Source organism: Erwinia sp. QL-Z3 (genome assembly GCF_004551645.1).
Lineage (GTDB): Bacteria > Pseudomonadota > Gammaproteobacteria > Enterobacterales > Enterobacteriaceae > Erwinia > Erwinia billingiae.
In genome coordinates this window covers 401911-428187 of the sequence record NZ_CP037950.1, presented here as the reverse complement: position 1 = coordinate 428187, position 26277 = coordinate 401911, and the positions used below count along the sequence as shown (strand labels likewise).

General features: G+C 58.4%; 22 protein-coding genes and 1 pseudogene. 19 read left to right on the top strand and 4 right to left on the bottom strand.

The window, feature by feature from the left end; genetic code table 11:
- Positions 1 to 73: 73 nt before the first annotated feature.
- From E2F51_RS02620 to E2F51_RS02590, 7 genes are all read left to right on the top strand, one after another.
- Positions 74 to 910: a transporter substrate-binding domain-containing protein gene (locus E2F51_RS02620; protein ID WP_134822666.1), complete on the top strand. Its 837-nt coding sequence runs from the start codon at positions 74 to 76 to the stop codon at positions 908 to 910.
- Positions 911 to 914: 4 nt separating this feature from the next.
- Positions 915 to 1529: a DUF1989 domain-containing protein gene (locus E2F51_RS02615; protein ID WP_134822665.1), complete on the top strand. Its 615-nt coding sequence runs from the start codon at positions 915 to 917 to the stop codon at positions 1527 to 1529.
- A 1-nt stretch (position 1530) separates the two neighbouring features.
- Entirely contained in the window at positions 1531 to 2181 is a 651-nt protein-coding gene (locus tag E2F51_RS02610) for an urea carboxylase-associated family protein (protein ID WP_013203634.1), read from the top strand.
- 4 nt (positions 2182 to 2185) lie between these two features.
- Positions 2186 to 2836 (top strand): amino acid ABC transporter permease, encoded by a 651-nt coding sequence (locus tag E2F51_RS02605; RefSeq protein WP_134822664.1) that lies wholly within the window; start codon positions 2186 to 2188, stop codon positions 2834 to 2836.
- A complete protein-coding gene (locus E2F51_RS02600) occupies positions 2836 to 3501 on the top strand; it encodes an amino acid ABC transporter permease (protein WP_013203632.1) in 666 nt (221 codons plus the stop codon). The genes E2F51_RS02605 and E2F51_RS02600 overlap by 1 nt, the downstream gene beginning before the upstream one ends.
- A gap of 13 nt (positions 3502 to 3514) precedes the next feature.
- Positions 3515 to 4186, top strand: a complete 672-nt coding sequence (locus E2F51_RS02595) for a DUF1989 domain-containing protein (protein WP_013203631.1) — start codon at positions 3515 to 3517, stop codon at positions 4184 to 4186.
- Positions 4187 to 4256: 70 nt separating this feature from the next.
- Positions 4257 to 4955, top strand: a complete 699-nt coding sequence (locus E2F51_RS02590; protein ID WP_134824798.1) for an amino acid racemase — start codon at positions 4257 to 4259, stop codon at positions 4953 to 4955.
- Positions 4956 to 4966: 11 nt separating this feature from the next.
- On the opposite strand, the gene E2F51_RS02585 is transcribed toward E2F51_RS02590, so the two are convergent.
- Positions 4967 to 5590, bottom strand: coding sequence for a hypothetical protein (locus tag E2F51_RS02585; protein ID WP_013203629.1), 624 nt, complete (start codon positions 5588 to 5590; stop codon positions 4967 to 4969).
- 483 nt (positions 5591 to 6073) lie between these two features.
- On the opposite strand from E2F51_RS02585, the gene E2F51_RS02580 reads away from it, so the two are divergent.
- Positions 6074 to 7237, top strand: coding sequence for an MFS transporter (locus E2F51_RS02580; RefSeq protein WP_134822663.1), 1164 nt, complete (start codon positions 6074 to 6076; stop codon positions 7235 to 7237).
- Here the strand turns inward: E2F51_RS02580 and E2F51_RS02575 are convergent.
- Positions 7234 to 8154: a LysR family transcriptional regulator gene (locus tag E2F51_RS02575; protein WP_134822662.1), complete on the bottom strand. Its 921-nt coding sequence runs from the start codon at positions 8152 to 8154 to the stop codon at positions 7234 to 7236. The two genes, E2F51_RS02580 and E2F51_RS02575, sit on opposite strands and share 4 nt — an antisense overlap.
- 119 nt (positions 8155 to 8273) lie before the next feature.
- On the opposite strand from E2F51_RS02575, the gene lysA reads away from it, so the two are divergent.
- Positions 8274 to 9527: a diaminopimelate decarboxylase gene (lysA, locus tag E2F51_RS02570; protein WP_134822661.1), complete on the top strand. Its 1254-nt coding sequence runs from the start codon at positions 8274 to 8276 to the stop codon at positions 9525 to 9527.
- A 62-nt stretch (positions 9528 to 9589) separates the two neighbouring features.
- Here the strand turns inward: lysA and E2F51_RS02565 are convergent, their stop codons facing one another.
- A complete protein-coding gene (locus tag E2F51_RS02565) occupies positions 9590 to 9919 on the bottom strand; it encodes a PTS lactose/cellobiose transporter subunit IIA (RefSeq protein WP_013203625.1) in 330 nt (109 codons plus the stop codon).
- A 188-nt stretch (positions 9920 to 10107) separates the two neighbouring features.
- Here E2F51_RS02565 and E2F51_RS02560 point away from each other — a divergent pair, with 188 nt between their 5' ends.
- From E2F51_RS02560 to E2F51_RS02540, 5 genes are all read left to right on the top strand, one after another.
- Positions 10108 to 11442 carry a PTS sugar transporter subunit IIC gene (locus E2F51_RS02560; RefSeq protein ID WP_134822660.1) on the top strand — a complete coding sequence of 445 codons (1335 nt, stop codon included), beginning with the start codon at positions 10108 to 10110 and terminating at the stop codon, positions 11440 to 11442.
- A 9-nt stretch (positions 11443 to 11451) separates the two neighbouring features.
- Positions 11452 to 12879 (top strand): glycoside hydrolase family 1 protein, encoded by a 1428-nt coding sequence (locus E2F51_RS02555; RefSeq protein ID WP_134822659.1) that lies wholly within the window; start codon positions 11452 to 11454, stop codon positions 12877 to 12879.
- Between the two features lie 9 nt (positions 12880 to 12888).
- Complete coding sequence (locus tag E2F51_RS02550; protein WP_013203622.1) at positions 12889 to 13206, top strand: PTS sugar transporter subunit IIB; 318 nt, start codon at positions 12889 to 12891, stop codon at positions 13204 to 13206.
- Positions 13207 to 13293: 87 nt separating this feature from the next.
- Positions 13294 to 14067, top strand: coding sequence for an FCD domain-containing protein (locus tag E2F51_RS02545; protein WP_013203621.1), 774 nt, complete (start codon positions 13294 to 13296; stop codon positions 14065 to 14067).
- Positions 14064 to 14528: a GNAT family N-acetyltransferase gene (locus tag E2F51_RS02540; protein ID WP_371732154.1), complete on the top strand. Its 465-nt coding sequence runs from the start codon at positions 14064 to 14066 to the stop codon at positions 14526 to 14528. The genes E2F51_RS02545 and E2F51_RS02540 overlap by 4 nt, the downstream gene beginning before the upstream one ends.
- Here E2F51_RS02540 and galR read toward each other — a convergent pair whose 3' ends face one another.
- Positions 14529 to 15530: an HTH-type transcriptional regulator GalR gene (galR, locus tag E2F51_RS02535; protein ID WP_013203619.1), complete on the bottom strand. Its 1002-nt coding sequence runs from the start codon at positions 15528 to 15530 to the stop codon at positions 14529 to 14531. It lies immediately after the preceding gene.
- 209 nt (positions 15531 to 15739) lie between these two features.
- On the opposite strand from galR, the gene E2F51_RS02530 reads away from it, so the two are divergent.
- The 5 genes and pseudogenes from E2F51_RS02530 to E2F51_RS02510 all read left to right on the top strand — a co-directional run bounded on the left by E2F51_RS02530 (position 15740) and on the right by E2F51_RS02510 (position 26274).
- Positions 15740 to 18019 (top strand): molybdopterin guanine dinucleotide-containing S/N-oxide reductase, encoded by a 2280-nt coding sequence (locus E2F51_RS02530; protein WP_134822658.1) that lies wholly within the window; start codon positions 15740 to 15742, stop codon positions 18017 to 18019.
- Positions 18020 to 18347: 328 nt separating this feature from the next.
- On the top strand, positions 18348 to 20069 hold the full coding sequence (locus tag E2F51_RS02525; protein WP_013203616.1) for a penicillin-binding transpeptidase domain-containing protein: 1722 nt from the start codon (positions 18348 to 18350) through the stop codon (positions 20067 to 20069).
- Between the two features lie 533 nt (positions 20070 to 20602).
- Positions 20603 to 21733: an efflux RND transporter periplasmic adaptor subunit gene (locus E2F51_RS02520; protein ID WP_134822657.1), complete on the top strand. Its 1131-nt coding sequence runs from the start codon at positions 20603 to 20605 to the stop codon at positions 21731 to 21733.
- A gap of 9 nt (positions 21734 to 21742) precedes the next feature.
- A pseudogene (locus E2F51_RS02515) lies at positions 21743 to 24862 on the top strand (efflux RND transporter permease subunit).
- Positions 24862 to 26274 carry an efflux transporter outer membrane subunit gene (locus E2F51_RS02510; protein WP_134822656.1) on the top strand — a complete coding sequence of 471 codons (1413 nt, stop codon included), beginning with the start codon at positions 24862 to 24864 and terminating at the stop codon, positions 26272 to 26274. The pseudogene E2F51_RS02515 and the gene E2F51_RS02510 overlap by 1 nt, the downstream one beginning before the upstream one ends.
- Positions 26275 to 26277 lie beyond the last annotated feature (3 nt).

The following is a 26277-nucleotide window of genomic DNA, read 5'->3' as shown; positions in this document are numbered from 1 at the left end:
GGGCCAGCGCAAAACTGGCACGAAAGGTGAATTAGCTCTGACAGGCACTTCACCAACACCATGGGAAACACCAATGAAAAAAATAACGCTTCTCCTCGCTGCAATGCTGACCTTAGGCGCCAGCGGCCTCGCTCAGGCAGATACTCTGGCGGACATCAAAGCCAGCGGCAAAATGACCGTCGGTATTGACCCCACTTTTCCGCCGTATGAGTACACCAACGATAAAGGCGAAATCATCGGCTACAGCGTCTCGATCATGCAGTCGGTGGCGAAAGATCTCGGCGTGAAACTCGATTTTCAGAAGACCGCGTTCAACGGCATCATCCCAGGTCTGATTTCCGGCTCGTTCAATGCCGAAGGCTCCTCGCTGAACGTCAATGCCGAGCGGGCAAAAAAAGTGCTGTTCACCGTTCCCTACAGCAAAACCGTTAACGGCATTCTGATCCGCAAAGATGAAGCCGGAAAATTCAGCGCTAAGCCGCTGAGCATTGAATCGCTGGCCGGCCTGCGCGGCGCGGCGAAAAGCACCAGCGTGCCCGAGCAGCTGCTGAAAACCTTCAACGAAACGCTGAAAAGCAAAGGCCTGAAGCCGATTGAGATTATCAGCGTGGATACGCTGGATCAGACGGTCAGCGCCCTGATGACCAAACGTGCCGATTTCGTTATCGATGATATTGCGGTGCTGGCCCCGGTCGCCAAAAAATACCCGGCTAAGCTGAGCCCGGTGGGCGAAGTGGGTCCGTCGCAGTGGATGGCATGGGCTACCCGTAAAGACGATGTCGCGCTGAACAAAGCCATCAGTGACCATATTCTGGCGATGCAGAAATCGGGCGAGCTGGCCAAACTGCAGCAGCAATACCTTGGTACCACGATCGTCGTGCCTGCCGATAACTTTATCCCGCAGGAATAAGACTATGTGCCAGCAACATGTCCATGTTACCGCCGGACACGGCCAGACGTTCACCGTGCGTAAAGGCCAGTTTATTACCGTTATCGACACCCTCGGCCAGCAGGCGGCCGACTTTGTCGCCGTCAGCGCTGAGAATATCCAGGAGAAGCTTTCACCAGTTCACACCCGTCAGCACTTGCGCTCGTTGTTCTTTAAGCCGGGCGATGCGCTGTGGTCCAGTGAAAACCGGCCGATGCTGAAGATTGTCTCGGACAGCATTGGCATCCACGATGCCAACGTGCCCGCCTGCGATCGTACGCGTTTCAGTATCGATTTCGGCGTCGAAGGGCACCGCAATTGTGTTGATAACCTGCTGGAAGGCATGAAGCCATTTGGCGTCACTTACTACAGCCTGCCGGAGCCGTTTAACCTGTTCCAGAATGGCCCGGTGACCGCCGATGGCCGGATGGAAGTGACCGACCCTAACAGCCGCGCCGGCGACAGCATTGTGTTCGAAGCCCTGTGCGACCTCATTTGCGCCGTCTCTTCCTGCCCGCAGGACATTATTCCGGGTAACGGCCTGCAGGTCACCCCGATTGATATCACCGTTTCTGACCGTTACACCCTAAGCGAGGCCTGAAATGCTGTTAATGAAAGAAGGCTTTGCCTCTGATACTCCCCGTACCCTGGCTGAACCCGTCCGGGTTGCAGCGGGAACCGTCGGCAGCATCAAAGTGCTGCGCGGCCAGCTGCTGCGGATCGCTGCGGCAGACGCCGGTGCCGTCGCGTCCCTGTATGGTTTCAGCCTGGCTGAACCGAATGTCTGGCTGTCGGTCCACCACACCCGCGTGTTCAGCAACAGCTATCTGCTGGGCTCGGGGATGCGCATGGTCAACAACCGCCGCCGTCCGGTGATGGTGCTGGGGAAAGACAGCGTTCGCCGCCACGATTTGCTGCTGCCCGCCTCGACCACGGCATGGCTGAGCGCGCAGGGCTATCAGGGGCAGCAGGGCTGCTATGACGCGGTACAAGCGGAACTGGTTCGTTTGCAGATGGCGGTGCCGAAGCTGCCGGATCCGATCAACCTGTTTATGCATGTTGAGCTGGCCCGCAACGGTGACATTCGGCCACAGCCGAACCTGACCCAAGCCGGCGACAGCATTACCTGCCGCGTGGTGCAGGATACGCTGTTTATCGCCTCGGCCTGCTGTACCGGCATTGAAGGTAACGATAAGCCGGCGCCGCTGCTGCTGTCGGTAGCGGAAAATCTTCACGACTTTACGGGCGGATAACGCGATGTTGGGGCTGGATGCAGAAGTCACCGCAGGACTGCCTGAGCTGGGCCGGGGTTTACTGGTCACGCTTGAACTGACTGCGTTGGCGGCGTTAGTGAGTCTGGTACTCGGCCAAATCGGCTGCTACCTGCAACTCTGCCGCAGCTGGCCGCCGCGTCTGATTGGGCGACTGTATGTCAGCCTGATGCGCGGCACGCCCGCCATCGTCCAGCTCTTTGTGGTGTTCTTTACCTTGCCGTTGTTAGGCCTGGGCGGCCAGCCTCTGCTGGCCGCCGTTGTGGCGATTGGCATGAACAGCGGCGCCTATGTCGCCGAAATCCTGCGGGTAAACCGGCGTCAGGTTTCTCGCGGCCAGCTGGAGGCGGCAAGAACGCTGGGTTTGAGCCGCTGGCTGACCTGGTGGTACATCATCAATCCCCAGGTGATGCGCGCCAGCCTGCCGATGTTAGTCAATGAATTTACCATCCTGCTGAAAACCACGCCGCTGGCATCGGTGGTCGCCCTGACCGAGCTAACCTATGCCGGGCAGATTGTCATTGCCCGCAGCTATGAGGCCACGCAGGTGATGCTGCTGGTTTCGCTGGGTTACTTACTGATTGCGCTGCCGCTTATCCGGGCGGCGCGCTGGCTGGAACAGCGGGGGAGAGCGTAATGGACTGGCAGGCAATTATTACCGCTGCACCTTCGCTGGGGCAGGGCATGCTGGTGACGCTGCAACTGTGCGTGGTGGCGGCGATCGCCTCACTGATTGCCGGCTCAACCCTGGCACTGTTACTGATGCGGGCTGCGCCGTTCTGGCAACCGCTGCTGCGTTTCTACAGCTCGGTTACGCTGGGGTTGCCGCTGCTGGTGGTGATTTATCTGCTCTATTTTGTGCTGCCCGAATACGACATCACCCTTTCCTCACCGGTGGTGGGCGTAGTGGCACTGACATTGTATTACGCGCCCTATATCGCGCAGGTCCTGCGTGCCGGGCTTGAGGCATTGCCGCGCGGTCAGTGGGAGGCATCCCGCGTTCTCGGGCTGGGACGGTTCCGCACCTTCAGCGATGTGATCCTGCCGCAAACCCTGCCGCAGATGCTGTCGCCGCTGGTTGGGCTGCTGATCGGGCTGATTAAAGACTCCGCGCTGCTGTCGGTGGTGTCGGTGCCTGAATTTATGTATGCCGCCAAACAGGCGATTTCCGAAACCTACGCGCCGCTGGAGATCTATCTGGCGGTGGCGCTGATTTACTGGCTGCTTTGCAGCGTTATCGATCATCTTGCCCGCCGGGCCGAGAGGCGGATGACCCGTTATCTCGCCCGTTCGCCGGGCTAACCAGGAGCATCCGATGCAACAAGACTCACTCTGCCGCGAAGAACACCTTGTCCCGGCGCGTCATGGCAAAGCGTTCCGCCTGAAAAAAGGCGAAGCGGTGCAGGTTATCAATACCCACGGCACCCAGGTTGTCGACTGCTGGGCCTATAACGCCGATGACGTCAGCGAATACATGTGTATGGAGGCGACCCGTGTCTGGAACCAGCGCCTGAACCCGAAGACCGGCGACAGCTTTATCACCAACCAGCGCCATCCCATTTTGACCGTGGTTGCCGACACCTCGCCTGGCGTCCACGATACCTTTATGGCCGCCTGCGATGCCCGTCGCTATGAGCTGTTGGGCTGTACCGAGCCGCACCGTAACTGCCATGACAATCTGCACGAAGGGATGGCCGAGCTGGGTGTGACGCTGCCGCATGGCAACCTGGCCTCCTTTAATATCTTTATGAATATTCAGGTGCAGCCGGATGGCCTCACCCTGAAAACGCTACCGGTGGTCACCCGGCCGGGCGATTACATCGTGCTGCGTGCCGAGATGGATTGCTTTGTGGCCTTCTCCGCCTGCCCGCAAGATATCGTCAGCATTCAGGGGCAGGGCGATAACACCCCGCGCGACGCAACGGTACGCATTCTGGCGGAAGGTTTTTCTGATAGCGAAGTAAAAGGTCCGTGGGTTCCTGCCTGATAAATTGATCCGCAGCGAAGAATGCGGAATAGTGAGGGACTGATTTTTAGCCCTTCACCAGGACGCGATGATGAAAACCTTGGGACTGATTGGCGGCATGAGTTGGGAATCCACCGTGCCGTATTACCGCCTGATCAATGAAGGGATCAAACAGCGGCTGGGTGGCCTGCACTCGGCGAAGCTGGTGCTGTACAGCGTGGACTTTCATGAGATTGAAGCCTGTCAGGCCAGCGGCGACTGGGATCGGGCCGGGCAGATGCTGGCCGATGCGGCGCTGGCGCTGAAAAAAGCCGGCGCGGAAGGCATCGTGCTCTGTACTAACACCATGCACAAAGTCGCCGCGCCGATCGTCGAGCAAAGCGGTTTGCCTTTTCTGCACATCGCGGAAGGCACGGCAAAGGCTATTCAGCAGCAAAAGATGTCCCGCGTGGCGCTGCTGGGCACGCGCTACACCATGGAGCAAGATTTCTATCGCGGGCCGCTGGCCAGCGAGTTTGGCATTGAAACCCTGGTGCCCGATGCCGCCGCGCGGCAGGAAGTAAACCGCATCATCTTTGAACAGCTCTGTCTGGGCAAGTTTAGCCCGGCGTCGAAAGCATATTATCAACAGGTGATTGCCGGGTTAGTGGCCGAGGGCGCGGAAGGGATTATCTTTGGCTGTACCGAAATTGGCTTACTGCTGCAGGCGGAAGATTGCCCGATCCCGGTGTTCGATACCACCGCGATCCATGCGGCTGCGGCAGTTGATTTTATGCTGTCCGATCGGTGATGTGGGCGAGGCTATGATTTGATCGCGTCGTTCAGCCAGTCTTTAAAGCGGGCATAAGGCACGTACAGGGAAACGTTTTTATACAGCTCTTTGCCCGACTTCAGGTCGTTGATGCGGCTGGAATAGCCGACAATCACTCCGCCAATGGAATCGTCCGAGGCGTTATACACCGCGCCGCCGGACATGCCTTTCACCACGCCCGCATCGGATGCCACCACCACGCAGCTGACCTTGTTCCAGTCGTTCTTCAGCCCGGTATTGACCAGGTTGGTGCCGGTTGAGGCCACCGGCATCGCCGAGATAAAGCTGTAGCCATACAGATTGATTTTGTCGCCAATGTGGCCATTGCGGAAATGCGGCGGCGGGACGTTGCCATTCTTATGGTAAACCACCGCAAGGTCGCATTCAGGATGGTAGGATTTGACGCGATACAGGGAGAATTTGGCGACGTGTGCAGCGGTCAGGCTGTAGTCCGCGGTCAGCGGAATGGTGGTGCCCAGCGTGCCGACGCCGAGCACGGTCGGAATGCCGGTGACGGTCATATCCACCCGCTTTTCGGCTTCTTTGCTGTACTCATATTTTCCTACCGAACAGCCACTGGCTAACAGGGCAAGCAGGCAAACAGCGCGTCGCATCTTTCTTCCTCGGTAATGAATCGATCAAGCACAGCTCAGGAAACGCCCGTGAATCCATTCGAGGTATCGGCTCTTCATCGCAAAACTTTAATCATTTGAACAAGGCTCAAAGCCTACGGCTTCTGGCTCAGATGGCAATCTGTCGTCGTCCGAAGCGGGAAAAGTCAGATCAATCTTAGAAGCTATTGTTCAGAAAGTATTATGTAACAGCCGGATGAAGCAAATTATAGACCATAAAGATTTCGTAAAAATGGCAATTTCGCTGTTTTTTTAACCCGTTAATTCAGCGGGATAACACTTACTGCTGAAAAGTTTGCCGATTATTGCGATATCAGCAACAGACCTTTGACAGACCCGATCTATAAGCCGCCGGTAAGCTGTGCTTTAATTGCTAATGTGATCTGAATCAAACTTTTAATCCCCGCAACCGGGAATGCCCCCTCGGGCTTCTGGCCTGACCGTTATTTATTTGGAGAGTGTGACATGCCTGTTTCCTTACTGGCGCTGGCGCTGAGTGCGTTTGCTATCGGCACCACGGAATTTGTCATTATGGGCTTGCTGCCGGAAGTGGCGGGAGACCTCGGCGTCTCCATTCCTTCCGCCGGCTGGCTGATCAGCGGTTATGCGCTGGGTGTGGCCATTGGCGCACCGATTATGGCGCTGTTGACGGCGAAGCTGCCACGCAAACGCACGCTGATGCTGCTGATGGTGATTTTCATTATTGGCAACGGGCTCTGTGCGCTGGCCTATAGCTACAACCTGCTGATGATGGCGCGCGTCGTTACCGCCCTCTGTCACGGTGCGTTCTTCGGCATCGGTGTGGTGGTTGCGGCCAGTCTGGTTGCGCCAGGCAAGCAGGCGTCGGCGGTGGCGCTGATGTTTACCGGCCTGACGCTGGCGAACGTGCTTGGCGTGCCGCTGGGCACCTGGTTTGGTCAGCTGTACGGCTGGCGCGCCACCTTCTGGGGCGTGTCGGTGATTGGCGTGCTGGCATTTATTGGCCTGATTGTCAGCCTGCCCACCAATCGCGATGAAAAGCCGGTGCACCTTGCCAGCGAAATTGGCGCGCTGGCGAACGGCAAGCTGTGGCTGTCACTGCTGATGACGGTGTTCTTTGCCGCCGCGATGTTTGCGCTGTTCAGCTATATTGCGCCGCTTCTGTTGCAGGTGACCGGTATCAGCGACAAGGGCGTCAGCTGGACGCTGTTCCTGATTGGTGGTGGGTTAACGGTGGGCAATATTCTGGGCGGCAAGCTGGCGGACCGCAAGCTGTCCTTAAGCCTGATCCTGAGCTTCTCGCTGATCGCGGTGTTTTCACTGATCTTCAGTTGGACCAGCCATGCGCTATGGCTGGCCGAACTGACGCTGTTCCTGTGGGCGATGGCCACCTTTGCCACCGTACCGGGTTTGCAGATCAACGTGGTGCGTCACGGTAAAGAGGCGCCGAATCTGGTGTCGACGCTGAATATCTCCGCCTTTAACGTCGGGAACGCCTTTGGTGCCTGGGCCGGTGGCGCGGTGATTGGCAGCGGTTATGGCCTGACGGCGGTGCCGGTGGCGGCCGCCGTGCTGGCGGTCGGCGGCCTGATCCTCTGTCTGATTACCTTCCGTCCGTCGCGTGGACAGGCGCAGACCGTCAACGCTTAATGCAATAACGCCGCAAGGCGCTGGTTAACCAGGCTGATGTGCTGCAGTAAATGGGCGCAGAAAGCCTCAACCAGCGCCGAAGAAGGGCGGTGGCGTGGCCTGACCAGGCTGACGGTAAAGGGCACATCAATACTGAAGCGCCTGATCACCACGCCGCTTCCGGCATAGTCCAGCGCGGTCAGCGGGTTGACGATCGACACGCCGACGCCGGCTCTGACCATCGAACACACCGACGCCGCGCTGTGCGTCTCCAGCACCATCCTCCTTTGCACGCCCTGCTCATGAAACAGATTGTCCAGCAACTGGCGATAGCTGTCGGCTCGCGACAGGCTGATGTAATCCTCACCAGCAAAATCCTCCGGCGTTAAGCAGGCTTTCGCCGCCAGCGGATGACCGTCCGGCAGCACGCACACCTCATTACCGGTAAACAGCTCGGTGCGCTCGGTTCCGGCCGGCGTCAGGCGGGTTTCCGTCAGCCCCAAATCGTAGCGCTGCGCGGAGAGCCACTCCTCAAGCAGCGGGGATTCCTGCGGAATAATGTTCAGGCTGACGTCCGGGTAGCGTTGCAAAAAGGGCCGACAAAACAGCGGCAGCAGCGACTGGGAAAACACCGGCAGGCAGGCAATTGACAGTTCACCCTGACGAAACTGGCGCAGGCCTTCGGCGGCGCTGACGATCCGGTCCAGGCCATACCAGGAACGCTGAACCTCTTCAAACAGCCGCAGGCCCTGCACCGTGGGCTGCAGACGGCCGCGCACGCGGTCGAACAGCTTCAGGCCGACCAGCTTTTCGAAACGCGCCAGTTCGCGGCTAACGGTGGGCTGCGAGGTATGCAGCAACGCAGCGGCTTCCGTCAGGTTGCCCGCGGTGACCACGGCGTGAAAAATTTCGATATGTCGCAGCGTAATGCCAGCCATACTTTTATCCTGGAGACGATTGAAGTCATATCATGGATGAATAGACTCCGTTAAAACAGATATTTTTCATCCTGTTCAGGCTGTGGCGTAATAGCCTTATTATCTTCAGGAGAGTCCCGATGCCACGCTTACTTACCAACACCCAAACCGCTTTAACCCGTGACAACCTGCTGCCGCTGGTGCGCCAGTACGGTGGACCGGTTTGGGCCTATGACGCCAGCGTCATTGCCGAACGTATCTCGCAGCTGCAGCAGTTTGATGTGGTGCGCTTTGCGCAAAAAGCCTGTTCCAACATCCATATTCTGCGCCTGATGCGCGCCGCAGGCGTGAAGGGGGATTCGGTGTCGCTGGGCGAAATTGAGCGTGCGCTGGTGGCCGGATTCACACCGGGCGGCGACGAGATTGTCTTCACCGCCGACGTGCTGGATGAGCCGACGCTGGCACGACTGGCCGAGCTGAAAATCCCGGTCAACGCCGGTTCCGTCGATATGCTGCACCAGCTGGGCGAGGTGTCTGAAGGCCATCCGGTATGGCTGCGCGTCAATCCCGGTTTTGGTCACGGCCACAGCCAGAAAACCAATACCGGCGGCGAAAACAGCAAGCACGGCATCTGGTATACCGATTTGGTGCTGGCGCTGGAAGCCATTCAGCAACACAAGCTGAAGCTGGTCGGCATCCATATGCATATCGGCTCCGGCGTGGATTATGCCCACCTGGAGCAGGTGTGTGATGCGATGGTTAATCAGGTGATTGGCTTAGGTCACGATCTGGAAGCCATCTCGGCGGGCGGCGGCTTGTCGATCCCCTATCGCTTCGGTGAAGAGGCGATCAATACCGAACACTATTTCGGTCTGTGGGATGCGGCCCGTCAGCGCGTGGCAAAACATCTCGGCCACCCGGTGAAGCTGGAAATTGAACCGGGTCGCTTCCTGGTGGCGGAATCTGGCGTGCTGGTGTCCAAAGTGCGTGCGGTGAAGGCGATGGGCAGCCGTCACTTTGTGCTGGTGGATGCCGGCTTTAACGATCTGATGCGTCCTGCGATGTACGGCAGCTACCACCATATTTCGGCCATCGCTGGCGATGACCGCCCGCTGGATGAGCAGAACACCGTCGACAGCGTGGTCGCCGGGCCGTTGTGCGAATCAGGCGATGTGTTTACCCAGTTGGAAGGCGGTAAGGTGGAAACCCGCGCGCTGCCGCAGGTTAAACCGGGTGATTACCTGGTCTTCCACGACACCGGCGCTTACGGCGCGTCGATGTCCTCTAACTACAACAGCCGCCCGCTGCTGCCGGAAGTGCTGTTTGAAGCGGGCCAGCCGCGTGAGATCCGCCGCCCGCAAACCATACAGGAACTGCTGACGCTGGAGCTGTAAGCGGCATCCCTGACGTTGTGAACCGGCCGCCTGGGTTTCAGGCGGCTAACCGCAGGCCGGGTTCAGGCCTCGGTCAGACGCTCTCCACCCAGTAACTCCTTCCGCAGCAACACAATTTCCTCCGCCAGATCGCGGCACAGCATCGCATTCATCAGATGGTCCTGCGCATGGACCAGAATCAGCGTCACCGGCACTTTGCCGCAGCCTTCATCAGCGCCAATCAGCTGGGTCTGGATATGGTGCGCGCCTTTCGATGCTTCCAGCGACGCGGCCAGCGCCTCATCCGCCTGCTGCCACTGCTTCTTGCGGGCGAACTGAATCGCGCTCATTGCGTGAGACCGCGCCTCGCCTGCACTGATCAACAGCTCCATCATGGTTTGCTCAAAATCCATTCCTGCCTCCGGTATTGGTATGCCAAATAGTGAAAATACATCCTATCGGAATGCCAATATGCACTTCTGCGGGTTTTGTCACAGAAAATAAGTTCGGTTTCGCTATTTTTGGTATGCCACAAGAACGGACTTCCGCAGGGCGAAAAAATATCGGGACGCTTCACCACTTACTTCTGAGGGTATTACGCATGTCTCTACAGGATCGACTCATCGACTCTTTAGGCAGCTTCGCCACCAAATTCAACAGCTATCGCTACATCATGGCGGTCAAGTCGTCGTTCATTACCCTGATGCCGGTCATCATCGTCGGCGCGTTCTCGGTGCTGATCTCCAATATGGTGCTGGACGGGAAAAACGGCCTCGCCAGCATTCAGGCACTGGGCTTTCTCGCCGAGCTGAAACCGATCACCACCAGCATCAACTACGCCACCCTGAGCTTTCTCAATATCGGCGCGGTGTTCCTGATCGGTATTGAGCTGGGAAAAATCAACGGCATAAAAACGCTGTTTCCCGGCCTGCTGGCGATCATCTGTTTTATCGCCGTGACGCCAACCACGCTCACCATGCTGGTCGACGGACAGATGCATCTGGTCACCGATGTGCTGGCGAAACAGTTCTCCGACACCAAAAGCCTGTTCCTCGGCATGTTTATCGCCATCCTCTCAGTGGAAATTTACTGCCGCCTGGAGAACGTCGAACGGCTGAAAATCAAAATGCCGGACACCGTGCCGCCTAACGTCGCCGCCTCGTTTTCGGCGCTAATCCCGGCCATCATCACCGTCTCGGTTATCGCCACCTTCGGCTTTATCTTCCATCGCTTCACCGGCATGTATCTCTACGATGCGGTGTACAAAGTGGTGCAGGAACCGCTGGAGTCGGTGGTACAGAGCCTGTGGGGCATTCTGCTGCTGATGTTTGTTGCTCAGCTGTTCTGGGTGATCGGCATTCACGGCAACCAGATGGTGAAACCGATCCGTGAGCCGCTGCTGCTGGGGGCGATTCTGGTCAACATGAACGCCTTTGAGCAGGGCAAAGAGGCGCCAAACATCATCACCATGCCGTTCTGGGATGTGTATATGAGCATCGGCGGTTCCGGGCTGACTATTGGCCTGCTCAGCGCGGTGATGCTGGCGACCAAACGCAAAGAGATGCGCGAAATTGCCAAGCTCTCCTTCGGTCCTGGCCTGTTCAATATCAATGAACCGGTGATTTTCGGCATGCCGATCATGCTGAATCCGATCCTCGCTATCCCGTTCATCATCACGCCGCTGATCACCGGTTCGATCGGCTACTTCGCCACGGTGATGGGCTTTGCCGGCAAAGCGGTGGTGATGGTGCCCTGGACCACGCCGCCCATCATCAATGCCTGGCTCTCCACCGCCGGATCGATGGGTGCGGTGGTGACACAAATCATCTGCATTCTGGTGTCCATTGTGATCTATGTGCCGTTTGTGAAAATTGCCGCGCGCCGTGCTGAAGCCGCGGAAGCGAAAGCCTTGCAACCTGAATTCGCGCAAAACTAAGGAGACGTAATGAGTAAGGTCACCATCAACATTCCTGACGATTTTATGCTGGGTGCGGCCGCATCAGCGTGGCAGACCGAAGGCTGGAGCGGGAAAAAAGAGGGGCAGGACTCCTGGCTGGATGCCTGGTACAAGAACGACCGGCACGTCTGGCACAACGGCTATGGTCCGGCGGTCGCCACCGACTTTATCAACCGCTACAAGGAAGACGTGGCGCTGATGAAGGCGGCGGGACTGACCCACTACCGCACCTCGATTAACTGGTCGCGCTTCCTTACCGATTACGAAAATGGCGTGGTGGATGAGGAGTACGCCCGCTATTACGACGCGCTGATTGCCGAGATGCAGGCGCAGGGCATTGAGCTGATGTTGTGCCTGGAACATTACGAACTGCCGGCGGTATTGCTGGAGCAGTACGGCGGCTGGGGCTCAAAAAGGGTCGTTGAGCTCTATCTGCTGTATGCGGAAAAAGTCTTTGAACGCTATGCCGGCAAGGTCACCCGCTGGTTCACCTTTAACGAGCCGATTGTGGTGCAAACCCGCGTCTATCTCGATGCGCTGCGCTGGCCGTATGAGCAAAACACCTCGAAGTGGATGCAGTGGAATCACCACAAAAACCTGGCCACCGCCAAAGTGGTCAAGCTGTACCGCGAGAAGGGCTATCCCGGCACGGTGGGCACCATTCTTAATCCGGAAGTGACCTATCCGCGGTCGTCTGCGCCGCACGATGTGAAGGCCGCAGCCATGTACGATCTGTTCTACAACCGCGTTTTCCTCGATCCGGCGATCAAAGGCGAGTACCCGGCGGAGCTGGTGGCGCTGCTGGCGAAACATCAGGTCAGCTGGGATGTCAGCGCGGAAGAGCTGCAGCTGATTGCCGAGTATCGGGTGGAGGAGGTGGGCATCAACCTCTATTACCCGCATCGGGTCAAAGCGCCATCCCGCGCCTGGCATCCCGAGACGCCGTTCCATCCCGCTTACTATTACGAGCATTTTGAACTGCCGGGCCGGCGGATGAACAAATCCCGCGGCTGGGAAATTCAGCCGACCATCATCTACGACATGGCGATGCGCATCAAAAACGACTACGGCAACATTCCGTGGTTTGTCGCCGAAAGCGGAATGGGCATCGAAGATGAAGCGCAATTCAAAAACGCGGAAGGGCAGATCCAGGATGACTATCGCATCGCCTTTATCGCCGAGCATCTCTACCAGACGCTGCGGGCGCGTGAAGATGGCGCTAACTGCCAGGGCTATATGCTGTGGGCCTTTACCGACAACGTCTCGCCAATGAACGCCTTTAAGAACCGCTACGGGCTGGTGGAAATCGAGCTGGAGAACGACCGCCAGCGCCGCCTGAAAAAATCAGCGCACTGGTATCGCCAGCGCCGTGACAGCCGACAGCTCACCCTTTCCCTTGATGATGAAATGAAATAAGGAATGACCATGAAACGTATCGTATTAGCCTGCGCCGCAGGCATGTCCACCTCGATGGTGGTGACGCGGATGGAAAAAGAAGCGGTCGCGCGCGGTCTGGAATACCAGATTTATGCCATTCCTGAGCAAAATCTGCGCGACGAGCTGCAAAATTATGGCCCGGACGTGGTGGCCGTGCTGCTGGGGCCGCAGGTTCGCTTCAAGCTGGAAGAGAACCGCAAGCTGACCGACAGCTATCACATTCCTATCGCGGTGATTGATACCCTGGCTTATGGCACGCTTAATGGAGCAAAAGTACTCGATCAGGCGCTGGCTTTGGTAAACTAGGCAGATTACCTTGCCGACCGCAGCAGGAGAGTGCTCAATAATGGAAAGCACGGTCGGCAGGATGTTTAACGAGCTAAGGGTGAATACGTGGAAAAGGGCGCGGCGGGTCAAGAGAAGAAGCAGTATCAGGAAATCGGACAGCATCTGCGCCAGCAAATTCTCGACGGTCATTATCCCGTTGGTTCACGACTTCCGCCGGAACGAAACATTGCCGAAACCTGGGGCGTCAGCCGCACCATCGTGCGCGAAGCGTTGTTGATGCTTGAGCTGGAAGGGACGGTGGATATCCGTCAAAGCTCCGGCGTGTACGTGATGCGCATTCCTTCTGAGATCAGCAACGAAGAGGAAGCGTTCTTCCGCAGCGACGTCGGCCCGTTTGAAATGCTGCAGGCGCGGCAACTTCTGGAAAGCAATATCGCCGCCTTTGCCGCCAAGATGGCCACCAAAGCGGACATTGAGAACCTGAAGCGCATCCTGGAGCAGGAGCAGAAGGCGATTGCGGTCAACGATGCCAGCCAGGACAACGACAAGATGTTTCACCTGCTGTTGGCGGGCGCGACGCAAAATCAGATGCTGCTGGATACCGTTACCAGCATCTGGCGACATCATGAGAACAACCCGCTTTGGCAGCAGTTGCGCAGCCATATCGAAACACGCAGCTACCGCCTGAAATGGCTGGGCGATCACCAGACCATCCTTGCCGCGCTGCGCCGTCGCGATGTGATGGGCTCGTGGCAGGCGATGTGGCAGCACCTGGAAAACGTGAAGAAATCCCTGCTGGAACTGTCAGACGCCGATGCCCCAGATTTTGACGGGTATCTGTTTGAGTCGGTGCCGATTTTTCAGGGCAAGCTGGTATGAGCACGCTGAAAATTGTGCCGCTGGCGGAGGCGAAACAGCATATCGACACGGTCACCGACTGGTTATGGCAGGCCTTTGGCAGCGAAAACAGCCGGCCCTTCTTTGCCAGCATTCTGGCCAGCAGCCTGAGCGGCGCGGACCTGCCGATCACTTGGGTGGCGACAGACGGCGACCGGGTGGTGGGAACCGTAGGGTTGTGGCGCTGTGACCTGATCAGCCGTCAGGATCTGTCTCCGTGGCTGGCCGCGTTATACGTGGACGAAAGCTATCGCGGGCGCGGATTGAGCGAGGAGTTGCAGCTTAAGGTAATGGCGGAAAGCCGCCGGCGCGGCGACGATCAACTGTATCTGTATGCGGCTTGTGCGGATTATTACGAGCGCTTTGGCTGGCAGTATATTGGCGATGCGCTGGATTATCCGGACCGGTCTGTCCGGCTTTACCAGCGATCGCTTGCCGGTTAATCAGTCCGGCGTGCCTACCGAATGACGGCGAACCAGCGTCGGGCTGAACAAATTGGTCACTTCTGGCAGCGGCTGATTATTGGCTAACGCCAGCGCCAGCGCGGCGGCCTGTTGCGCCATGGTGACAATCGGGTAACGCACCGTGGTCAGGCGCGGGCGAACATAGCGCGACACCAGCACGTCATCAAAACCAATCAACGACATCTCTTCCGGCACCCGCACGCCATTATCACTTAACACCGCCAGCGCGCCGGCGGCCATCGAATCGTTATAGCAGGCGACGGCGGTAAACTGCTTGCCGCGGCCCAGCAGCTCGGTCATCGCCTGTTCACCGCCCACTTCATCCGGCTCGCCCAGCGCCACCAGACGGTCGTTGCACGGCAGGTTATGTTCCTTCAGCGCATCGTAATACCCCTGCAAGCGATCTTCGGTATCGGAAATCGGGTGCGTCGAGCAGATGTAGGCAATGTTCTGATGGCCTTGCTGGATCAGATGGCGGGTGGCCAGCCAGGATCCGTAGCGATCGTCCAGCGCAATACAGCGCTGCTCGTAGCCGGGCAGGGCGCGGTTAATCAGCACCATGCCGGGGATCTGTTTCATCAGTGGGATCAGGTCGGCGTCGGGAATTTTTTTCGCGTGGACCACCAGCGCGCCGCAGCGGTGGCGGATCAATTGCTCGATGGCCTGGCGCTCTTTTTGCTCATTATGGTAACCGTTACCAATCAGTAAAAAGTTGCCGGTTTCGTAAGCCACCTGCTCCACGGCTTTCACCAGCGCACCAAAGAACGGGTCGGAAACATCGCCCACCACCAGCCCCATGGTCTCGGTAGACTGCTGCGCCAGGGCGCGTGCGTTGGCGTTCGGGTGGTATTGCAGCTCATCCATTGCGCTGGTAACGGCCAGGCGTGACGCCTCACTCGCCTTCGGTGAGTTGTTAATAACGCGGGAAACCGTTGCAACGGAAACGCCCGCGAGCCTGGCAACATCCTTTATCGTAGCCATCGGTAAGAGCCTTCCAGGGTAAGCGTTTACATAGCTGTTCAGTGTTGCGGAAAATCCCTGTTACTTCAAGCACACAGAATGCCAGCGGTGTCGCAAAGCTGGATATTTCAGTCCATTCTGGCGGTGAGATTGGCGTGTTTATATTCAGCTTTCCAAAAAAAGGCTATTCTGGCCTTCCAAAAAGAATTGTTTGCCTGCCGGATCGCCATATGACCATTAAAAGAGTGCCGCACCTCGCCCACTGGGGCGCCTTCACTGCCGTCGTCGAAGACGGGAAACTGCTGCGTTGTGAGCCGTTTTTCGCCGATCAAGACCCGTCGCCGATGCTCAACAGCATCCCGGAACTGGTCTATTCGGATAAGCGGATCAGGAAGCCGATGGTGCGCCGCTCGTGGTTAGCCAAGCGCGAAAAAAGTGACCGCACGCTGCGTGGTCGTGAAGACTTCGTTGAGGTCGACTGGGAGACCGCGCTGGATCTGGTGGCTGAAGAGAACCGCCGGGTGCGCGATCGTTACGGTCCCTCGGCGATTTTCAACGGCTCCTACGGCTGGTCGTCGGCGGGCCGCGTAAACCACGCCCGCACGCTGATCCGCCGCTTCTACTTTACCGGCGGCGGCGGCATCGATCAGCTGGGTAACTACAGCTGGGGCGCGGCACAATTCTTCCTGCCGTATGTGATTGGCACCTATATGCCGCTGACCGGCCGGGTCACCGACTGGCCAAACGTGGTGGAACATTGCGAAATCTTCGTTGCCTTTGGCGGTCTGGCGCTTAAAAACAGTCAGGTTGCCTCGGGCGGTGCCGGCCAGCACAGCCTCAAGCCGGCGCTGCTGGAGCTGGCGGCAAAAGGCACCCCGGTAATCAATATCAGCCCGATGCGCGATGACTGCCCAGAGTTTGTCAACGCCGAGTGGATCCCGATCCGGCCAAACACCGACGTCGCGCTGATGCTGGCGTTAGGCTTTGAAGTTGAACGGCTGAACGCGGGGGATACCGCCTTCCTCGGCTCCCATTGTGTGGGTTATCCGCAGCTGCGCAGCTACCTGCTGGGCGAAACCGACGGCACGCCAAAAACGCCGCAGTGGGCCAGCGACATCACCGGCATTCCGGCGCAGCGCATTGAGCAACTGGCGAAGCAGCTAATCGGCAAACGCAGCTTTATTACCTGTTCCTATTCCGTTCAGCGCGCGCACCGTGGCGAACAGCCTTACTGGATGATGATTGCGCTGTCGTCGATGCTCGGCCAACCGGGCCTGCCGGGCGCGGGCTTCTCCTTCGGCCATGGATCGATGAACAGCGTGGGTAACCCGCGTGTGGAAGGGCCGGCACCGATGATGTCGACCGGCGTCAATCCGATTGCCGATCTGGCGATCCCGGTGGCGCGCATCAGCGATATGCTGCTGAATCCCGGTGAGCCGTACCACTTCCAGGGACAGATGCACACCTATCCGGACATTCGTCTGATCCATTGGGCAGGCGGCAATCCGTTCCACCATCATCAGCAGATTAACCGGCTGGTGGAAGGCTGGCAGCGGCCGGATACGGTGATCGTGCAGGACATTGTCTGGACGCCTGCAGCGAAGATGGCCGATATCGTCTTGCCGGTGACCACCACCCTGGAACGTAACGATATTGGCGGCTCGTCCCGTGACCGCTTCGTGCTGGCAATGCATCAGGCGATTAAGCCGCAGCATCAGGCGCGTAACGACTTCGATATTTTCGCTGACCTGGCGGATCGCCTCGGCTACCGTGAAACCTTCACTGAAAACCGCAATGAGGCGCAGTGGATCGAACATCTGTATCAGCAGTGCGCGGTGGCTCACCAGCGTAAGGGCATTGACTGGCCGGATTTCGACACCTTCTGGAAAGAAGGGCATGTGGAAGTGCCGCAGGGCGGCAAGCCGTTCGTGTTTATGGAAGATTTTCGCCAGGATCCGCTTGCCCATCCGATCAAAACCGCCAGTGGCAAAATTGAGCTGTTCAGCGAAACCATCGCCGGCTATCAGCTGCCCGACTTTGCGCCGCATCCGGAATGGCAGCCGCCACGAGAGTGGTTGGGGGCCGAGGTCAGCCAGCGCTTCCCGCTGCATATGATCTCGATTCAGCCGAGCGACCGTCTGCACAGCCAGATGGACGCCACGCCGTCGGTGCAGGCCAATAAAACCGCCGGGCATGAAACGCTGTGGATGCACCCGGACGATGCTGCCGCGCGCGGCATTGCCGATGGCGATGTGATTGACGTCAGTAACGATCGCGGGCGGATGCTGGCGGGCGTCAGGCTGTCGGATGGCATCAGCCCAAGCGTGGTACTGATTGCCACCGGTGCCTGGTTCGACCCTGGGTTTGGTAAAGCCTGGCAACCGTACGATCGCGCCGGCAACCCGAACGTGCTGACGCTGGATATCGGCACCTCGTCATTAACGCAGGGGCCGAACGCCATGAGCTGCCTGGTGGAGATCAAAAAGGCGAAAGATTGCAAAACTGCCTAAGAATCACATAGCTGGTTACAGTTTGCGGAGAACTGTTGCGAATGCTGGCTGGCGAGTGACGCGGCCAGATTGCTACAGTCTAGGTCCCAGAGGTATTGATGGGTGAACATCAAAAAGTTTTTATGCTTTGTTTCACCGACCTGCGCAGATGCGCAGGTTTTTTTTGCCTGTAAAACAGGGTTGGCTGGGTAACTTGTTGAAAATGAGCAAAATTCTCTGAAGCCCGCAACAGTTCACTCACGATCTGAAACACAGTTTCCCTGTCATCTCCCCGGCATTTTTTGTATAACTCCCAGTCAGTTATCCTGTCCTCATCAGTAGAAGATCCATGTCGCGCTTAAAGAAGATACTGGCAAAAGACCAGGCAAAATCACCGTTTCATCCTGTCCGTTTCCGTCTGATCTGCCTCGGGGTGTTCGGCTGTCTGGTTTTGCTGCTGATATGGGTCGGAAATTTACAGCTGTTAAACCATCCGATGCTGGAAAAGCAGGCGGATGAGCGTTCGCTGCGTACCGTCACGCTGCCCACCAACCGGGGAACGCTGCTGGACCGCAATGGCGAGGCGCTGGCGCTGAGCGTGCCGTCGCGCGATATCATTGCCGATCCGCAACGCGTGCTGGAAGCCCATCCGGATTTCACCAGCGACAAGTGGGAGTATCTGGCCCACGCGCTGGATCAACGCCCTGAGCAGATTGCCGCGCAAATCAACGCCAACCCGAAACGCCGCTTCCTCTATCTGGGACGCAAAATCGAGCTGGGCATCGCCAAAGATATTGCCACGCTGCACCTCGCCGGGATCAGTACCGTTTATGACGACAGCCGCTTCTATCCGATGAGCGATGCCACCGGGCCGCTGCTCGGCATTGTCGGCGCGGATAACACCGGGCTGACCGGGTTAGAAAAGGGCTTTGATAAGGTGTTGCAGGGCACTGCCGGGGTGGAAAAATACCGCCAGGATGCGCACGGTAATATCGTGGCGATGATCAATTATGAACCGCCGCGTCAGCCGCCAACCGTGCAGCTCAGCATCGATAAATTCGATCAGTACACCATGTACACCAAACTGCGTGACGGCGTGTTGCTGAACAAGGCCGATTCCGGTGCCGCGGTGCTGATCAAAATCGATACCGGCGAAATCCTCGGCATGGCGTCTTACCCGTCATTTAACCCGAATAACTTCGTCAACGTTTCCGCCAACCAGATGCGCAATACCGCCATTAACGACAGCTACGAGCCGGGTTCCACGGTGAAGCCGCTGGTGGTGATGGAAGGGCTGATCCGCAAACTGGTTCGCCCGGATTCGGTGCTGGATACCACGCCATACCGGGTTAACGGTCATCTGATCCGCGACGTTGGCCACTGGCCGCGCCTGACCATGACCGGCATCCTGCAGAAATCGAGCGATATCGGCGTGTCGCATATTGCGCTGGCGATGCCTGCCGAAGTGCTGGTCAACACCTTCAGCTCGTTCGGGCTGGGGAAACCGACCGGCCTCGGGCTGACCGGTGAGAGCGTCGGCTACTTCCCGCTGCACCGTGAGCGCTGGGCGGATATCGAACGTGCCACCTTCTCGTTTGGCTATGGCCTGCGCGTCACGCCGCTGCAGATTGCCCGTGAATACGCCACGCTCGGTTCCTTCGGCATTTATCGCCCGCTGTCGATCACCAAGGTGACGCCGCCGGTGATCGGCAACCGCGTGGCGGATGAAGAGACCGTGCGTTCGGTGGTGCATATGATGGAGAGCGATGCGCTGCCGGGCGGAAGCGGGGTGCGTGCGGCGGTGCCGGGCTATCGTCTGGCGATTAAAACCGGTACGGCAGAGAAGATGGGCGACAGCGGAAAATATGACGGCGGCTATATCAACTACACCGCCGGCGTCGCGCCCGCCAGTAATCCGCAGGTGGCGCTGGTGATTATGATTAACCACCCAACCGCAGGCGATCACTTCGGTGGCTCGGTTGCCGCGCCGGTGTTCGGTAACATCATTGGCCCGGTCCTGAAGCATATGAACGTGGCGCCGGACGCGTTGTACTCCACCCACAGCGATTAATCCTTTCAGGCGATGCAGGGCAGCACTCTGCCCTGCATCGCACACGCTCCGGTTAACACCCTCAACACCCTCAACACCTTCAACACCTTCATCACCTTCAACACCTTCAACACCCTGAAACCCTCTCTGATGTCCCCCAGGCTTAACCTCATAGCGCACAAAAACCGGGCGACTTGCCGAACTTGCTCACATCTCTTAACCGACTCTTTGCACTCCCTAAACAGCCATTACCGTGCCCGCACGGTAAGGTAAGCCATCACGATCCGACACCGCATTCCGTCGGCGCGTGCCAGCCCCTCTCACTGTTGGTAGCGCTGAAAGGGGCGCATTCAGTCCCAAAAAAGCACAAAAGGAATCGTTTGCGCGCCCGTCAGCACGGGATTAAGCACGGAAAGCTTATTGGAAGCGTTTTGATAAATAACTTAGCGGAAACTTAACACTTCTCACCGGGTGACCTCCCTATAATTGCCCTCTTTTGTGAGAATAATCACTCTCATTATTATTTCCATTTCCTTTCACCTTGAGAATTCACCATGCGCTTAAAGATCCTCTCAGCCAGCCTGATTTTCGTGCTGGCGGCCTGCGACCAGAATGCCTCGCCCGGTGCTGCCAGCAATACGCCGACGCCGGTTGGCGTCACCACGCTGAAAAGCGAGCCGGTGACGCTGTTCACCCAGCTGCCGGGACGGACCACTGCCGTGCGGACGGCCGAAGTGCGTCCGCAAGTCAGCGGTATCATCCTTAAACGTCTGTATACCGAAGGCGCGGAAGTGAAAGCCGGGCAGCCGCTGTATCAGATCGATCCGGCCACTTATCAGGCGGCGTATGACAAAGCGCAGGCGACCTTAACCAATGCCAGCAAGCTGGCGCAGCGCTATAAACCGCTGGCGGCGGCGCATGCCATCAGCGGCCAGAGCTATGACGATGCGGTCGCTGCCGCGCGTGAAGCACAGGCAGATCTGGAAACGGCGCGGGTGAATCTCAATTACACCGAGGTACGCGCGCCGATTAGCGGGCATATCGGCCGCTCGCTGTCGACGGAAGGCGCACTGGTGACCAACGGTCAAACCAGCTACCTGACCACCATTCAGCAACTGGACCCGATCTATGTCGACGTCAGCGAATCCTCGCAGGATCTGCTGCGTCAGCGCCGGGCGCTGGCCGACGGCAAGCTAAAGCAGGTTGGCGAGAATGCGGCAGCGGTGAAGCTGACTCTGGAAGACGGCTCGACCTATGCCGGGCAGGGCAAGCTGGAGTTCTCGGAAGTGACGGTGGAGGAGGGAACCGGCAGCGTGACCATGCGCGCGTCATTCCCGAACCCGAAAAGGGTGCTGCTGCCGGGCATGTATGTCCACGCCAGCTTCCCGCAGGGCGTGGCCGATAGCGGCATCCTGGCGCCGCAGCCGGCGATCATGCATGACACCAAGGGCAATCCTTACGTCTTTGTGGTCAACGCGGATAACACCGTGGCGCAGCAAACCATTACCACCGGCGAGATGATCAATGGCAAATGGCTGGTGACGTCAGGGCTGAAAGCGGGCGACCGGGTGATCGTCGATGGCTTACAGAACGTCCGCTCCGGCGCGAAGGTCAATGCCAGCGAAAGTCAGGACAAAGCCGCGCCTCAGGCCAATCTGTCCACCACCGATCCTTCAGCGCAGTAAGGAAATCTGATGTCTAAATTCTTCATTGAACGCCCCATCTTTGCCTGGGTGGTGGCGATCATTGTGATGCTGGTCGGTTGATTATCCATCCTCAAGCTGCCGATTAACCAGTATCCCAATATTGCGCCACCGGCGATCTCGGTTCAGGTCACCTATCCTGGCGCCAGCGCCGAAACCGCGCAGAACACCGTGGTGCAGGTTATCGAACAGCAGCTGAGCGGCATCGATAACATGCGCTATATCGAGTCGCAGAGTAACAGCGACGGCAGCGCCACCATCATCGTCACCTTCGATCAGGGCACCGATCCGGATATCGCCCAGGTACAGGTGCAGAACAAGGTGTCGCTGGCGGAATCTCAGCTGCCGACCGAAGTGACCCAGCAAGGGATCAACGTGCGTAAGTACCAGGCCAACTTTATGTTGGTGGTCAGCCTGATCTCGACCAACGGCAAGATGAGCAACGGTGACCTGGCCGACCTGCTGGTGTCAAAGCTGGAAGATCCGATCTCCCGCACCAAAGGCGTGGGTGACTTTATGGTGATGGGCTCGGAATATGGCATGCGTATCTGGGTCGACCCGGCCAAACTGTATAAGTATCAGCTGATCCCCAGCGATGTTTCTACCGCCATCACCCAGCAGAACGTGCAGATCTCCAGCGGTAAGCTGGCGGGCCTGCCGACCATTCCGGGGGCGAAATTCAGCGCCACCATCATCGGTAAAACCCGTCTGCAGTCGGTGAAAGCGTTCGAAAACATCCTGCTGAAGGTCAATCCGGATGGCTCTCAGGTGCGCCTGCGTGACGTGGCGAAAGTCGATTTGGGGCCACAGGATTACAGCATTTCCGCGACCTATAACGGCAAACCGTCTGCGGGTATGGCGCTGCGTCTGGCCAGTGGTGCCAACGTGCTGGATGCGATTAACGCGGTGCGCGCCACCGTTGACGGCATCAAAGGTTCGCTGCCGGACGGCGTGCAGGTGACCTTCCCGTACGACACCTCGCCGGTGGTCAGCTCGTCGATTGAAGAAGTGGTAAAAACGCTGTTCGAAGCCATCGCGCTGGTGTTTGTGGTGATGCTGGTGTTCCTGCAAAACCTGCGCGCCACGCTGATCACTACCATGGTGGTGCCGGTGGTGCTGCTCGGGACCTTCGGCATCCTGTCGGCCTGTGGCTACACCATCAACACCCTGACGATGTTCGGCATGGTGCTGGCCATCGGGCTGCTGGTGGACGATGCGATCGTGGTGGTGGAAAACGTCGAGCGCGTGATGCACGACGAAGGGCTGGATCCCAAAGCCGCCACGCTGAAATCGATGGAGCAGATCCAGGGCGCGCTGTTTGGTATCGCGCTGGTGCTGTCGGCCGTGCTGCTGCCGATGGCCTTCTTTAGCGGATCGACCGGGGTTATTTACCGCCAGTTCTCGATCACTATCGTCTCGGCGATGGCCCTGTCGGTGCTGATGGCGCTGATCTTCACCCCGGCCTTGTGCGCCACCATCCTGAAACCGGGATCGGCGGATCATAAAACCACAGGGCTGGCGGGCTGGTTTAACCGCAAGTTTGACAGCGGCACGCTGCACTACAGCAACAGCGTCGGCCATGTGATCGCCAAGCGTAACCTGTTCCTGGTGATCTATCTGCTGCTGGTGGTGGCCACCGGCTATCTGTTCACCCGCGTGCCGACCTCATTCCTGCCGGATGAAGATCAGGGCGTGATGATGATGCAGACCACGCTGCCCGCCAACGCCTCCAGCGAACGGACGCAGCAGGTGCTGGATGATATTCAGTCCTGGCTGCTGAAGAACGAGCCGGAAGTCAGCTCGGTGTTCTCGCCGAACGGCTTCAGCTTCTCCGGGCGCGGGGAAAACACCGCGATGTCCTTTGTGCTGCTGAAGCCCTGGGCGCAGCGTAACAGCGACCAGACCGTGCAGAAGCTGGCGCAGCGCACCATGGCGCACTTCGGCTCGCTGCAGGATGCCAAAGTTTTTGCCCTGGTGCCGCCTGCGGTCATGGAACTGGGCAACGCCACCGGCTTTGACTTCTTCCTGCAGGATACCGACAACAAAGGCCACGAAGCGCTGATGGCCGCCCGTAATCAGTTCCTCGGCATGGCCGCGCAGGACAAGCGCCTGATGGCGACCCGTCCGAACGGCATGGAAGATGAGCCGCAATACCATCTGATCATTGATGACGAGCGGGCGAGGGCGCTGGGCCTGAGTCTGGAAGACATCAACGACACGCTCTCCACCGCGTGGGGTTCAACCTACGTGAACCAGTTTATCTACCACGGCCGCGTGAAGAAGGTCTATCTGCAGGGCAACGCCGGTTCACGCGTGACGCCTGAAGATTTGAACAAGTGGTACTTCCGCAACACCAGCGGCGAAATGGTGCCGTTCTCGGCCTTTGGCAGCGGCAAGTGGGAATACGGTTCGCCACGTTACGAGCGCTTTAACGGCATCTCGGCGGTAGAAATCATGGGTTCACCGGCTGCGGGCTACAGCTCGGGCGATGCCACCAAAGCCGTGGAAGAGATTGCCGCCAAACTGCCGGCGGGCTTCAAGGTGCAGTGGCATGGCCTGTCGTATGAAGAGCAGAGTTCCGGCTCGCAGACGCCAGCGCTGTATACCCTCTCAATCCTGGTGGTGTTCCTCTGCCTGGCGGCGCTGTACGAGAGCTGGTCGATCCCGTTCTCGGTGATCCTGGTAGTGCCACTGGGCGTGCTCGGCACCATTCTGGCGGTGCTGATGCGCGGGCTGGAGAACGATGTGTTCTTCCAGGTGGGGCTGCTGACCACCGTCGGGCTGGCGGCGAAAAACGCCATTCTGATTGTCGAGTTTGCCAAAGAGCTGCACGAGAAAGAGGGCAAAGGGCTGGTGGAAGCGGCGATGGAAGCGGCCAAACTGCGTATCCGTCCAATCATCATGACCTCAATGGCCTTTGTGCTGGGCGTACTGCCCCTGACTATCTCCAGCGGCGCGGGCGCAGGGAGCCAGCACTCGATCGGCACCGCCGTGGTCGGCGGGATGATCACCGCCACCTTCCTCGCCATCTTCTTCGTGCCGATGTTTTACGTCGTGGTGGCGCAACGCTTCTCAGGTAAGAAAAAAACGCATATTGAGGTGAAGAAATAATGCTACGCAAGACGTTAACCCTGGCCGCGCTGCCGATGGCGATGATGCTGGTGCTCAGCGGCTGTACTATGGAGCCGACGTACCAGCGCCCGGCGCTGCCGGTGGCGGCAGATTATGGCCAGCAGGGCAAGGATCGGGCCGGAAACGGCGCGGATATCAGCTGGCAGAACTTCTTCACCGATCCGGTGATGAACAAGCTGATTGCGCTGTCGCTGGAAAATAACCGCGACCTGCGCGTTGCCGCGCTGAATGTCGACGTGGCCCGTTCGCAGGTGCAGATTGACCGGGCCGCATTGCTGCCCTCGGTGGATCTGAGCGCGTCGCAGACCGCCGCGCATCTTCCGGGTAATCTGTATAACACCGCCTCAACCGGCCCGGTGACCTACCATGAGTTGAATACCAGCCTGGGCGTTACCGCCTGGGAGCTGGATTTCTTTGGCCGCCTGCGCAGCCTGCGTGACCAGGCGCTGGAAAGCTACCTGGCCACCGCTGCCACCCAGCGCGCTACGCAGATCAGCCTGATCTCCGAAGTGGCGTCTGGCTATCTGTCGCTGTGTGCGGATAACGAGCTGCTGAAGCTGGCGATGGACACGGTGAAAAGCCAGCAGGATTCGTACAACCTGACCAAACGCAGCGTCGATGGCGGCGTCAGCAGCGAGCAGGATCTGGTGCAGGCGGAAACCTCGGTGCGCACCGCTCAGGCGGACGTTGCGTCTTATACCCGTCAGGTACGTCAGGACGTCAACGCGCTGGCGCTGCTGGTCGGCACCAATCTGCCGTCCGACATGCTGGCCAATGCCCGCCTGAACAAAAACTGGCACTTCCCGGCGACGCCATCCGGTCTGCCTTCGGATCTGTTGACCCGTCGTCCGGATATCATCGCGGCGGAGCATGAGCTGAAAGCGGCGAATGCCAATATCGGCGCGGCGCGTGCGGCGTTCTTCCCAAGCATCAGCCTGACGGCTTCCGGCGGATCGACCTCCAGCAGTCTGGGACATCTGCTGGAAGGCGGCACGGCGGCCTGGTCCTTTGGGCCGAGCATCAACCTGCCGATCTTCGACGGCGGCGTGAATTCGGCTAACCTCGATATCGCGCATTTACAGAAGCGAATTGAAATTGCCGACTACGAAAAATCGATCCAGACGGCATTCAAGGAGGTGGGCGATGCGCTGGCCGGACAGGACACCTACAAAGATGAACTGACGGCCAGAGAGCAGGATGAGCAGGCGAATCAACGTAACTATGATTTCGCCCATATCCGCTATCAGCAGGGGGTGGATAACTACCTCAACGTGCTGGTGGCGCAGCGTTCACTGTATGCGGCGCAGCAATCGCTGATAACCACTCAGTTAGGACGGTTGAACCAGCAAATAACACTGTATAAAGCGCTCGGCGGTGGTTGGAAATCATGATTC

Excerpts from the sequence above, each read along its gene's own strand:
- E2F51_RS02620 (WP_134822666.1), top strand. The coding sequence starts at position 74 with ATGAAAAAAATAACGCTTCTCCTCGCTGCAATGCTGACCTTAGGCGCC.
- E2F51_RS02615 (WP_134822665.1), top strand. The coding sequence starts at position 915 with ATGTGCCAGCAACATGTCCATGTTACCGCCGGACACGGCCAGACGTTC.
- E2F51_RS02610 (WP_013203634.1), top strand. The coding sequence starts at position 1,531 with ATGCTGTTAATGAAAGAAGGCTTTGCCTCTGATACTCCCCGTACCCTG.
- E2F51_RS02605 (WP_134822664.1), top strand. The coding sequence starts at position 2,186 with ATGTTGGGGCTGGATGCAGAAGTCACCGCAGGACTGCCTGAGCTGGGC.
- E2F51_RS02600 (WP_013203632.1), top strand. The coding sequence starts at position 2,836 with ATGGACTGGCAGGCAATTATTACCGCTGCACCTTCGCTGGGGCAGGGC.
- E2F51_RS02595 (WP_013203631.1), top strand. The coding sequence starts at position 3,515 with ATGCAACAAGACTCACTCTGCCGCGAAGAACACCTTGTCCCGGCGCGT.
- E2F51_RS02590 (WP_134824798.1), top strand. The coding sequence starts at position 4,257 with ATGAAAACCTTGGGACTGATTGGCGGCATGAGTTGGGAATCCACCGTG.
- E2F51_RS02585 (WP_013203629.1), bottom strand. The coding sequence starts at position 5,590 with ATGCGACGCGCTGTTTGCCTGCTTGCCCTGTTAGCCAGTGGCTGTTCG.
- E2F51_RS02580 (WP_134822663.1), top strand. The coding sequence starts at position 6,074 with ATGCCTGTTTCCTTACTGGCGCTGGCGCTGAGTGCGTTTGCTATCGGC.
- E2F51_RS02575 (WP_134822662.1), bottom strand. The coding sequence starts at position 8,154 with ATGGCTGGCATTACGCTGCGACATATCGAAATTTTTCACGCCGTGGTC.
- lysA (WP_134822661.1), top strand. The coding sequence starts at position 8,274 with ATGCCACGCTTACTTACCAACACCCAAACCGCTTTAACCCGTGACAAC.
- E2F51_RS02565 (WP_013203625.1), bottom strand. The coding sequence starts at position 9,919 with ATGGATTTTGAGCAAACCATGATGGAGCTGTTGATCAGTGCAGGCGAG.
- E2F51_RS02560 (WP_134822660.1), top strand. The coding sequence starts at position 10,108 with ATGTCTCTACAGGATCGACTCATCGACTCTTTAGGCAGCTTCGCCACC.
- E2F51_RS02555 (WP_134822659.1), top strand. The coding sequence starts at position 11,452 with ATGAGTAAGGTCACCATCAACATTCCTGACGATTTTATGCTGGGTGCG.
- E2F51_RS02550 (WP_013203622.1), top strand. The coding sequence starts at position 12,889 with ATGAAACGTATCGTATTAGCCTGCGCCGCAGGCATGTCCACCTCGATG.
- E2F51_RS02540 (WP_371732154.1), top strand. The coding sequence starts at position 14,064 with ATGAGCACGCTGAAAATTGTGCCGCTGGCGGAGGCGAAACAGCATATC.
- galR (WP_013203619.1), bottom strand. The coding sequence starts at position 15,530 with ATGGCTACGATAAAGGATGTTGCCAGGCTCGCGGGCGTTTCCGTTGCA.
- E2F51_RS02530 (WP_134822658.1), top strand. The coding sequence starts at position 15,740 with ATGACCATTAAAAGAGTGCCGCACCTCGCCCACTGGGGCGCCTTCACT.
- E2F51_RS02525 (WP_013203616.1), top strand. The coding sequence starts at position 18,348 with ATGTCGCGCTTAAAGAAGATACTGGCAAAAGACCAGGCAAAATCACCG.
- E2F51_RS02520 (WP_134822657.1), top strand. The coding sequence starts at position 20,603 with ATGCGCTTAAAGATCCTCTCAGCCAGCCTGATTTTCGTGCTGGCGGCC.
- E2F51_RS02510 (WP_134822656.1), top strand. The coding sequence starts at position 24,862 with ATGCTACGCAAGACGTTAACCCTGGCCGCGCTGCCGATGGCGATGATG.